We start from the raw sequence: 2830 nt of genomic DNA, 5'->3' as shown, positions 1-2830 counted from the left end.
CCACCACGTATGCGATGCGGCGAACCGGGCTGAACGAAGAATCAAGCTGCAAGCGACCAATGCTGCGGCTTTCGTCTTCATCGCTCTGACGCGAGTCGGCTACAACTACCAGCACAACCCGATGATCGGGTGGGCGAAGCAGATCATCGCCAACGGTGAGTTGGGCGAAATCATCAGTTTCCAGGGCGAGTTCAGCGAAGACTTCATGGCCGACCCGGCCTCACCCTGGTCGTGGCGCTGTGAAGTGGAACATGCCGGTGGCGCCCTGGCGGACCTGGGCAGTCACTTGCTGTCGATGGCACGTTATCTGGTGGGCGATGTGGTCAGCGTGTGTGCCGATACGCAGACCGTGCATGCCCTGCGTCCCGCCGTCAAAGGCGGCGACACACTCAAATCCATCGCCGTGGATGACCAGGTGCACGCCTTGTTGCGCTTCGCCAACGGCGCGCGCGGCACGGTGAGCAGCAGTTGGCTCAAGCACGGCTACAAGAACCACCTGGGTTTTGAGATCAGCGGGACTCAAGGCACGTTGGCCTTCGATCAGGAGCGTTTGAATGAACTGCGCCTGTGCCGCAAGGGCCAGGACGGTTTCCAACGCTTGCTGGCCGGCCCCGCCCTGCCCGGCTACGCGGCATTCAGCCCGGCCGCCGGTCATCAGTTGGGCTACAACGAATTGAAGACGCTGGAAGTGCAGGAGTTGATCATGGCCGTGACCGGCCAAGGTGCGGACGGCAGCGACTTTGAAGCGGCGTGGGCGGTCGAGCGGCTGGCGACGGCGATTCGGGTGGCGGCTCGGGAACAACGCTGGGTCAACATCAACGCGGTCTGAAAATGTGGGAGGGGGCTTGCCCCCGATAGCAGTGTGTCAGTCAATACATGCATGACTGACCCACCGCCATCGGGGGCAAGCCCCCTCCCACATTTAGATCACCTACAGATTCAAATTAGCGCAGCGCGCGGCGCAGCACCTTGCCCACCGTGGTCTTGGGCAGCTCTGTACTGCGAAACTCCACAAACTTGGGCACCTTGTACCCCGTCAGGTATTCCCGGCAATGGGCGAGGAGCTGCTCCTGCGTCAGGTTCGGGTCCTTGCGCACCACGATGATCTTCACCCGCTCGCCGGTCACGCCATCTTCCACCCCGATCGCCGCCACTTCAGCGACGCCCGGATGCAGCGCCACCACGTCTTCGATTTCATTGGGGTACACATTGAAGCCCGAGACCAGGATCAGGTCCTTCTTGCGGTCGACCAGGCGGATATAGCCGCGCGCATCCATCACCCCAATATCACCGGTCGACAGCCAGCCCTCGGCATCCAGCACCTCGGCGGTTTCCTTGGGCCGCTTCCAGTAGCCTTGCATCACCTGCGGGCCGCGCACTTGCAGTTCGCCCTGCTCGCCAAGCGCGGCCAACTGGCCGTCTTCCCGCATAAAACGCACCCAGGTCGATGGCAAGGGCACGCCGATGCTGCCGGTGAATTCCATCTCGCGCATGCGTGAAATATCGATGGGGCTGATGCTCACCACCGGCGAGCATTCGGTCAGCCCGTAGCCTTCGATGATCGGCAGCCCGGTGACTGCCTTCCAGCGCTTGGCCACCGCCGTGTGCGTGGCCATGCCGCCGGCGATCACCATGCGCAGGGCGGAAAAGTCCCGCGCACAAAACTCCTGGTTCTCCAGCAGGCCGTTAAACAGCGTGTTGACCCCGGCAATCCCGTTAAAGCGCTCCTTGCGCAGGATCATCTGCACGCGTTTCACGTCCCGCGGGTTGGCGATCAGGATGTTGCGCCCGCCCAGGCACATGAACATCAGGCAGTTCACCGTCAGGGAAAAGATGTGATACAGCGGCAGCAAGGTGACGTTGGTTTCCTGCTGATCCTGGTCCAATTGGTTGCCGACCCAGGCCTTGGCCTGCAGCAGGTTGGCGATGATATTGCGATGGCTGAGCATCACGCCCTTGGCGTCACCCGTGGTGCCGCCGGTGTATTGCAGGAAGGCCAGGTCGTCGAGGTGCATGTCCACCGGAAAATGGTTCAGTGCCCGTCCTTGTTTCAGCGCCTGATTGAACCGCACCGACCCGCGCAGGTTGAACCTGGGCACCTGCTTCTGCACGCGGCGCAGGATGAAGTTCATCGCCGCGCCCTTGAAGGTGCCGAGCAAGTCGCCGATGGCCGCCACCACCACGCGCTTGACGCTGCTGCCGGGGATGACTTTTTCCAGGGTGTGCGCGAAGTTCTCGAAGATCACCACGGTCTCGGCGCCGCTGTCCTTGAGCAAATGCTTGAGCTCATGGGCGGTGTACAGCGGGTTGACGTTGACCACCACCGCACCGGCCAGGATCGTCCCCAGCAGGCAGATCGGGTACTGCAAGCAGTTGGGCATCATCAGCGCCACGCGGTCGCCGGTCTTCACGCCCTGGCCTTGCAGCCAGGCTGCAAACGCGACGCCTTGCACCTGCCAGTCGGCGTAGGTCATTTCAGTGCCAATGCTGACGTAGGCCACCCGTTCGCGGAATTTTTCCAGGTGCTCCAGGAACACCTCGCGCAGCGACGGGTAGTCCTCGATAGCGGCATCGATGTCCGCCGGGACGCCGGGCAGGTAAGCGTTCAACCAGACGCGTTCGGTGTGTTCCAGGCTGATAGCGTTCATGGCAGTCTCCTTATTGTTGTTTTTGATAGCGCTACTTTTCGACGATGGCGGTAATGCCCAGCCCGCCCGCCGCACAGATCGAAATCAGGCCGCGACCGCCGCCGCGCTCGTGAATGGCCTTGGCCAACGCCGCTAATTGCCGGCCGCCGGTGGCGGCGAAAGGATGACCGCAGCCCAGGGAG

1 protein-coding gene and 3 pseudogenes are annotated in these 2830 nt (G+C 62.4%); 1 reads left to right on the top strand and 3 read right to left on the bottom strand.

Annotated features, from left to right (window positions below; translation table 11 throughout):
• A pseudogene (locus L9Z73_RS28540) lies at positions 1-100 on the bottom strand (hypothetical protein); the annotation flags it as partial.
• On the opposite strand from L9Z73_RS28540, the pseudogene L9Z73_RS28535 reads away from it, so the two are divergent.
• A pseudogene (locus tag L9Z73_RS28535) lies at positions 86-829 on the top strand (Gfo/Idh/MocA family protein); the annotation flags it as partial. The pseudogenes L9Z73_RS28540 and L9Z73_RS28535 sit on opposite strands and share 15 nt — an antisense overlap.
• Before the next feature lie 115 nt (positions 830-944).
• On the opposite strand, the gene L9Z73_RS28530 reads toward L9Z73_RS28535, so the two are convergent.
• Positions 945-2648 (bottom strand): AMP-binding protein, encoded by a 1704-nt coding sequence (locus L9Z73_RS28530; RefSeq protein ID WP_247408137.1) that lies wholly within the window; start codon positions 2646-2648, stop codon positions 945-947.
• 31 nt (positions 2649-2679) lie between these two features.
• Positions 2680-2830 (bottom strand): annotated as a pseudogene (locus L9Z73_RS28525) (acetyl-CoA C-acetyltransferase); the annotation flags it as partial.

Origin of the sequence: Pseudomonas emilianonis (assembly GCF_023072625.1) — a bacterium.
Lineage (GTDB): Bacteria > Pseudomonadota > Gammaproteobacteria > Pseudomonadales > Pseudomonadaceae > Aquipseudomonas > Aquipseudomonas paraveronii.
The sequence above is the reverse complement of the archived record's forward strand: the minus strand, read 5'-3'. Positions and strand labels throughout refer to the sequence as shown.